We start from the raw sequence: 7,728 nt of genomic DNA, 5'->3' as shown, positions 1-7,728 counted from the left end.
AACATGAATCACCTTATAACTTAGTTATTAATACCTTGAAAAAGATGAGTATTACTCAAGGCACCTTTGCCATTGATGAATCTACCGCCTTTTTCGCCGTTGACGGTATGATTAATGCTGCCAAAGCACAAAACCTATCGTTAAACTTCACCAGTAGCAAGAGTGTTACTGCCGGCTGTAGAATGATCAAATCTGCCAGTGAAATCGCTTTATTACAGCGCGCTAAAGACATGACTATGGTTGTACATCGCGCCGTAGCCAAAATATTAACAGTGGGTATCAGCACTGCAGAAGTAACTGCTTTTATTAATCAAGCACATATCAAATTGGGCGCAGCTAAAGGCTCCTCTTTTTGTATCGTATTATTTGGTCAAGATACCGCCTACCCACATGGGGTAAAAGTACCAAAAACCCTAGATACAAACGATATGGTGTTAATCGATACCGGTTGTCTAGTGCAAGGATATAACTCAGATATAACCCGTAGTTATGTCTTTGGTGAAGCCACTGAAAAACAACGCGCAGTATGGTTACATGAAAAAACTGCGCAAGAGCAAGGTTTTGCAGCGGCCAAGATTTCTTTACCTTGTGAGTCGGTAGATATTGCGGCGCGCGGCTACCTTGAAACTCAAGGTTATGGTCCTGATTATCAAGTACCAGGGTTACCACACCGTACTGGTCATGGCGTAGGTTTAGACATTCATGAGTGGCCTTATTTAGTGAGAGGCGATAAAACGCCATTAGCTGCAGGCATGTGTTTTTCTAACGAACCTATGTTGTGCCTTTATGGCGAATTTGGTGTGCGTTTAGAAGATCATTTCTACATGACAGAGTCTGGACCAAAATGGTTTAGTGAGCCTGCTCACACTATTGACAATCCTTTTGGCTATGAGGAATAGCTAAGCTGGATCGCTCTTTTGAAGTTAGCTCTCAAGAGAGCAATGCAGACAATGCCAAAATAGTAATAATAAGAAAAAGACAAAAAAATTAATAACTGCTTTGAGCTATACCTTTGCTTTGGCTGCTTACTTCATTGCTGATGGGGTTATGGCAAGTCAGGCGCCAATCACAGCGACCAAATGAATTTCAGATGATTTATCACTTGCCAGTATTGAGCAAGTACTGACACAAGTTCAATGTGCACCAATAAGTAATTAGCAGTGAACTATTTTTCACTATTCAATGGTTAAAAGCTAAGGATCACTTCTACCAAAAGACGAAATTAGGGATTTAGGTGGAGAAGCTAATTTGAGTTGGTTTTTCTATCGATAACGTACAATTAAGTAAGTGAGTGCGTGTAACGCACCCGCTTACTTACTTTTTATGTGCTACGGCTTAAACAGCAACAACTTTATTTGCACATGGGCCTTTCTGTCCTTGACCGACTTCATATTCAACTGCTTGGCCATCAGCCAATGTTGCATAATCACCGCCAGACTGAATTTCTGAATGATGAACAAACAAATCTTTACTTCCGTCTTCTGGAGTAATAAATCCGAAACCTTTATCTGCATTAAACCACTTAACTATACCTTTACTCATAACATTCTCTTTATTTTTGGTGAAAATATAATTCTGATTTGCTATCACCATTACAAAATCAGATTTTGAATGTAATTATGCCACCTTAAGCTGCAAATTGTATTGCTGATTAACGATGTTTACCTTGTTTACCTTGTTTATTTTTCATATTAGCCACCTTTTGCGCAATAACAAGTAACTCAGGTGAACAATTCTTCACTATTCATTGGTTAAAAGCTAAAGATCACTTTTACCAAAAAGCGGTCATTTGGTTTTAGTGAGTTGTTATGACAACTTCTCGCTAAAAGCAGACGTAGCTTTTGAGTTACTAACGTCATCTTTGAGCCTAAAATAGACAAGGCATACAACAGGCATCAATCACTTAACGCATGGTGTTTATCTGCAACCCAACCACGCTGATGTTCATAACTTTGCCCAGTGTGCTTATCTTCACCACAAAGAAAGGCACGTCTAACGCATCATAAGATGAGGTGATATTTGTAGTCTTGCTGAAAACATTTAGTTGGCTAATTTATGCCTGCCTTATCTGTGTTTTGTTCTTGTTCTATTTGTTTTTATAACCTTTTTCTTTTTCTTGACTTGTATAGGCGCTTTTGAAAACTCTTTATGGAAAGGCTGTTCAATCACAACAGGAATGACTTGCCCTATGCTATTTTCAATATTCGTTAATTGCCTTATATCATTTTCTACAGCAAATGAAATGGCCATGCCACTTTTCCCAGCACGAGCAGTTCGCCCTATACGGTGTATGTAGTTTCTTGGATCTTCAGGAAGGTTATAGTTAATAACTAACGTAATATTATCAACATCAATACCACGAGCAGCAACATCAGTTGCAACTAATACTCTTAAATTAGAATCTTTAAAGTTTTGTAACGCTTCTTCCCTAACTGCTTGTGTCTTACCACTGTGAAGGCTAGCGGCTGTTATTGATGCTTTTTCTAGTGCTTTAACAATGATGTCAGCGCCATACTTTGTTTTACAAAAGATGAGCACTTTTTCATAGTCAGGTTTTTCCAGAATATTAAATAGCAAAAATATTTTATTCGATTTATCAAGATGGTATACACTTTGATTAACCAAATCGATAGTAACCGTTTCAGCCGTAATTTGAATTTTTGTTGGATCCGTTAATATGGCTTCTGCAAGTATTTCTATTTCAGCAGGCATAGTCGCTGAAAACAATAGTGTTTGTCGGTTTTTTGGCAATTTAGATATGATGTTTTGAACATCGTTAAAGAACCCCATATCAAGCATGGTGTCTGCTTCATCTAATACAAATACTTCTAACGCCGCAAAATTTATATCGCCCGTTTCAATTAAATCCAATAACCTGCCAGGGGTGGCCACTAAAATATCAAGTCCAAGTGCGATAGCATCAACTTGAGCTTGTCTGCCTACACCACCATAAACAACCTTAGTTTTAAGCCCTAACCCCTCAGCGTAGTCATCAATGTTTTGCATTATTTGCGAGGCAAGCTCACGTGTGGGCGTTAGTATGAGCGAACGTGTGCTCTTAGCGTTGATATCTATTTTATTTCGCCCAAAATTATTGATAATAGGCAATGAAAAGGCCGCAGTTTTACCTGTTCCCGTTTGCGCTATGCCAAGAAGGTCATTGCCATTAATAAGAGCTGGGATACATTCTTTTTGGATCGGTGTCGGCTGTTTATAGCCTTTAAGATTAACGCGGTCAATAATTGACTCTAAAAGTGAAAATTCTTTGAATTCTGACATGCTGCCTCGGTATTCTTTAATCAATACCTATTATTCTAACAGAATGCTTTAACATATTTAAGACGTATACAGCTGAATATTTCTGACGAATACCCACAAAACATCTCACAAAAAAACAGTTCCTAATCAAGTATTCTGCTCCCTTGATTTTACTTTAATCGGTGGTTCTTTAAGGGAATAGATAATTAAAAAATGGATGTATTGATAGTAAGCCTTGTATCACCCTATAAAAGAGCAAAGCATGTAGATTGAATTACCTTCGGCCTTAGGTCAGCTTTAGTATTTAAGTGGCCGCCTGTGGGGATGATTTTGACTTGTAAGTAGCGCCCATAGCGGTAATATTTAATCAATACCTAACAGTAGTAATCAGCTATGTAGACAAACCTTGTTCAATTCAGGAAATTAGATTTATCATATTAATACAAATGAAAAAGGCTTTAACTTTATTTATAAAATTAGCGCCTTTTTTGATTACTATGAGTATTAGCATTATGTATCGACAGGTAATATTTAGCTATTTAGTTAGTAAGTTTAATCAGCCAATTTCTGGACTACACGATGTGCAGCTACTAAATCACTAATTGCTGTGCCTACCGACTTAAATAACGTTATTTCATCATTTGACTGACGTAGTAATGATGGTGTTTTACACATATCAGCTAACTCGCCCACAATATCGCCTTTGTTAAAAACACCTTCGGCAATAGGCATCAGTAATTCACCGGCTTCGTTTAAGGTATTGGTTAGGCTATCGACAAAAACTCGCGCCCGCGTGACTGTGGTGGTGTCGCATTCTCGGGCATCTTTCATGTGATTACCTAAACAATCGATATGACAACCGGCACTAACAAGGTTACCGTCAAATAATGGTGTTTTAGCGCCTGTGGCACAGCAAATGATATCGGCATTAGCCACCTCAACATTGACATCAACGCTGGCTTTAAAAGTAACGGCTGGATACAAGGCGGTAAATTCGCTAATCAAGTCATTCACTTTTGCACTATTACGACCCCATAGAGTCACGTTTTTAATATCTCGAACCGTTAAATGTGCTTCGACTAAAAACTTAGCTAAATTACCGGTACCAAACAACATTAAATGTTGGCTATTATCTCTAGAAAGTAACTGACTCGCTAAGGCCGAAATAGCCGCGGTTCGCCAATAAGTAACACTGGTACCATCAACTAGCGCCAGTGGCTCACCAGTTTGACGTTTAAACAACATGATTTTAGAAAATAATCCTGGCAGGTCGTGCTTAGCAGCATTTTCTGGGAAATAAGTGAACATTTTATTGCCAATCACATCTTCATTCCATGAAGGTAATAAGGCAAAAGCATCATGATTATCACTTTGCTCTGGAGCAAGTAAGTGAACCTGACGTTGCGGCATACTAAATGGACGACTAAAACTATTTTTTAGTAATGGAATTAACTCGTCAAAGTTAAGGTGTTGGTGAACGTGTTCGGCGCTAATTATTTTCATGGTGATCTCGTTTTACGGTTAATTTAAATACTTTATGCTTAAATACTTAAACTCTTAATTATTAAAATAGGGCTTTGAGGCAGTTTTAAAACTAGCCTCTTAAGCGCTAATTCAGCTAACAAACCTAAAGTTCAATCAAACCTTTAGGTGACTTGGTAAGTATTTTTAAACCATCGTCAGTTAACACCACGTCATCTTCAATACGCACACCACCCCAGCCAGGGATATAAATGCCTGGCTCTATAGTAAAAACGCAGCCTTTTTCAATTGGGGTATGACAATCTGGACCGATAAAAGGTTGCTCATGTAAAACTAAACCTACGCCATGACCTAAGCCCTCGCCCGCGTATTCTTTATATTCGCTATGAAACAATATTTTAGCCGATTGCTGATAGAGATGACTGCCTAAGACGCCTTCCACCACCGCATCAATTGCCGCTTGTTGCGCTGACTGTACTAATTGATAGATATGTTTTTGCTCTGCACTTGCCTCACCAAAAACAAAGGTACGGGTCATATCAGAGCGATAGCCATTAACCACAGCGCCAAAATCAATTAAGATAATATCGCCGAGTTTTAATTGCCGATCTCCGGGAATACCATGGGGCAAAGCGCTGCGCTCGCCAAATAATAAAATGGTAGCAAAAGACACCTGCTCAGAGCCAAGTAGCGCCATTTGATAATCGAGTTCAATGGCTAGCTCTCGCTCAGTAACACCTGCTTTAACTGAGTTAAGCATGGTCGATAGCGCCGTATCACCAATTTTTGCAGCTTGCTCCATTGAGGCTATTTCACTGGCTGATTTGATAAATCGTAGCGCTTCAACCGCACCTGTTACTGGCATGATTTGCCCAAGTTTAGTTAATTGACTGACTTGTTGATGAATTTGTTGCCATTGCATTACGCTAATATGTTCACTTTCAAAAGAGAGACACTGACAGTCATCTTGAAATAGCAGGTCTTCAATGAGTGAAGCTAAACTTTGGTTGGCTCTATCGCGGCAAATAACTTTAAAGTGGCTTGCTTGCTCTTTAGCTTGCTCAAAATAACGGTAATCCGTCAGTAAATAGTTACCCTTACTGGTTAATAATACTGTTGCCGCATGGCCGGTAAAGGTAGAAAGATAGCTGATATTAATATCACTAAAGATCAGCATAGCACTGTAAGGCTTGTTCAGTACTTTATCTCGTAATGTTGCTAAGTTCATAATACTCCTCAAAAATTCGACTTGAATTTTACTATTTATGCTAAGTTAAAAAATCGCTTGTTAACTGTCTGTTATCTCAATAAAAAACCATATTTCAATGGGTCTTCGCTGTTAATAAGCCACTGACCTTTGCCACAAACATACGCATCGCCAGTCACTTCGGGGATCACGGCAGCAAAGCCAGCAAAAGAGAGTGCCTCAATGGCTTGCACACTAAAGGGGCTAGCTAAAATACTTTCAATGATAATCGCTTCATTTAATGCGACCTGCCCTTTCGCATGATGTAGGGCTATACGACCACTTACACCGCTACCTGTAGGACTTCGGTCCAATTCGCCATCAGCAAAGATACAAACATTGCGAGAGTGCACCCCTTGGTTAGGCGAGTCATCAATAAAAATCACCCCATATAAAAAGCTTAATTCTGGGGTTGTTGGGTGAGTAATACTCAGCTCAGGGGCTGTCGATTCTATAATGGCTTGTTTAATTTTACGGCCATAATCAATAAGCTTTTCTTGTTGCTCAGGCATAAGTGATAAGCCAAGAGGTGATGCCTGTACATAAGCATAAAAAGCGCCGCCATAGGCAATATCAAACTGGACAAGACCTATACCCTCAACTTGAATTTGTTGCTCTTTGGCATAAACAAAGGATGGTACACATTTAAAGCTAACTTGTTTCACCACATCGCCTTGGCTATAGGCCAAGGCATGTATTTGACCACAAGGTACATCAATAACAACCTTAGTCACATCACCGGTTCTGGCAACCACACCTGACTCTACCGCAGTTTTTGTTAAGGCAATTACCGCGTGACCACACATGGTACTATAACCTTCGTTATGAATAAATATTGCGCCAAAGTGACTATCGTCTCGCTCCGCATCGGTAATAATAGCGCCGTACATATCTGCATGACCACGTGGTTCAAACATTAATGCTCGACGAAGATCATCATAGTTACTCTTACATTCTTCTACTTTCGCTAAGATACTCTTGCCTTTAAGGCCAGGAAAACCGCTAGTGATAATACGTAATGGCTCACCGCCGGTATGACATTCAAGGGTATTAATAGTTAAAAAACTCTCTTGGCTGTTATTAGGTTGCCACTGCTCAAATTTTTCAACGGCTTTGCTTATGTTTTTTGTCATTATTTATACTCTTTAAGTCTCTATTTTCTTGTCTTGATTTTACTCGCCGCTGTTGTTCTTTCGAGCACAACAGCGACTTATAGCCGTTACCAATCAAGATGCTTGTTTCAGAGTGCACGTTGAATGGTAATGGCTATATAGCTAAGACCTTAAGCTATAGATGTTGATTGCTCTGCTGACTGCTCTTTTTGTGCTAACTGTTGCTTGTTTATATCTTTGATAAAGTGTTTATTAAACAAATAGAAGGCAATACAAGTGACAAAACCTAAACAGCCAATTATGGCCCACATCACTTCCGGTTTATTTAATTCAACAGCGAAGTAGCTATATAACCAACCCGACAGTAAACCGGCAAATAAGCTACCTAATGCCATAGAAACAAAGTAGTAACCCATAAACATGGCCGCTTTGTCTTTAGGGGCAAAAGAGGCGACATACTCTTGGCTCTTAGGTGTCGCTGTCATTTCGCCAACAGCAAAAACAATAACGGCACAACTTACCAACAAACCGCCAAAGATAATACCATGGGCAAAACCTTGCATTAACATCGATAGGGATAAAATTGCAGTACCAACAATTAAGGCAGGTAAGGCTTTAAACTTATCGATA

General features: G+C 39.3%; 7 protein-coding genes. 1 reads left to right on the top strand and 6 read right to left on the bottom strand.

Going from position 1 to position 7,728, the window contains the following annotated elements:
• Positions 1-899 (top strand): Xaa-Pro peptidase family protein (locus HRT50_RS16670; protein WP_291616557.1); only part of this gene is annotated, 899 nt, incomplete at its 5' end.
• A 436-nt stretch (positions 900-1,335) separates the two neighbouring features.
• Here the strand turns inward: HRT50_RS16670 and HRT50_RS16665 are convergent.
• The 6 genes from HRT50_RS16665 to HRT50_RS16640 form a co-directional block, all read right to left on the bottom strand.
• A complete protein-coding gene (locus HRT50_RS16665) occupies positions 1,336-1,542 on the bottom strand; it encodes a cold-shock protein (RefSeq protein ID WP_291616555.1) in 207 nt (68 codons plus the stop codon).
• A gap of 522 nt (positions 1,543-2,064) precedes the next feature.
• Positions 2,065-3,279 carry a DEAD/DEAH box helicase gene (locus HRT50_RS16660; RefSeq protein ID WP_291616553.1) on the bottom strand — a complete coding sequence of 405 codons (1,215 nt, stop codon included), beginning with the start codon at positions 3,277-3,279 and terminating at the stop codon, positions 2,065-2,067.
• Positions 3,280-3,810: 531 nt separating this feature from the next.
• Entirely contained in the window at positions 3,811-4,761 is a 951-nt protein-coding gene (locus HRT50_RS16655) for an ornithine cyclodeaminase family protein (protein ID WP_291616551.1), read from the bottom strand.
• A gap of 124 nt (positions 4,762-4,885) precedes the next feature.
• Positions 4,886-5,968: a Xaa-Pro peptidase family protein gene (locus HRT50_RS16650; protein WP_291616549.1), complete on the bottom strand. Its 1,083-nt coding sequence runs from the start codon at positions 5,966-5,968 to the stop codon at positions 4,886-4,888.
• 71 nt (positions 5,969-6,039) lie between these two features.
• Positions 6,040-7,119, bottom strand: coding sequence for a proline racemase family protein (locus tag HRT50_RS16645; RefSeq protein WP_291616547.1), 1,080 nt, complete (start codon positions 7,117-7,119; stop codon positions 6,040-6,042).
• Between the two features lie 149 nt (positions 7,120-7,268).
• The coding region (locus tag HRT50_RS16640; protein ID WP_291616545.1) for an MFS transporter at positions 7,269-7,728 on the bottom strand (460 nt) is incomplete at its 5' end.

The sequence above is a fragment of the Colwellia sp. genome, assembly GCF_013215345.1.
Classification (GTDB): Bacteria; Pseudomonadota; Gammaproteobacteria; order Enterobacterales; family Alteromonadaceae; genus Colwellia.
This window is presented reverse-complemented; position numbering and strand designations above follow the sequence as displayed.

Coding starts and splice junctions, on each gene's coding strand:
- HRT50_RS16645 (WP_291616547.1), bottom strand. CDS start 7,119: ATGACAAAAAACATAAGCAAAGCCGTTGAAAAATTTGAGCAGTGGCAA.
- HRT50_RS16665 (WP_291616555.1), bottom strand. CDS start 1,542: ATGAGTAAAGGTATAGTTAAGTGGTTTAATGCAGATAAAGGTTTCGGA.
- HRT50_RS16660 (WP_291616553.1), bottom strand. CDS start 3,279: ATGTCAGAATTCAAAGAATTTTCACTTTTAGAGTCAATTATTGACCGC.
- HRT50_RS16650 (WP_291616549.1), bottom strand. CDS start 5,968: ATGAACTTAGCAACATTACGAGATAAAGTACTGAACAAGCCTTACAGT.
- HRT50_RS16655 (WP_291616551.1), bottom strand. CDS start 4,761: ATGAAAATAATTAGCGCCGAACACGTTCACCAACACCTTAACTTTGAC.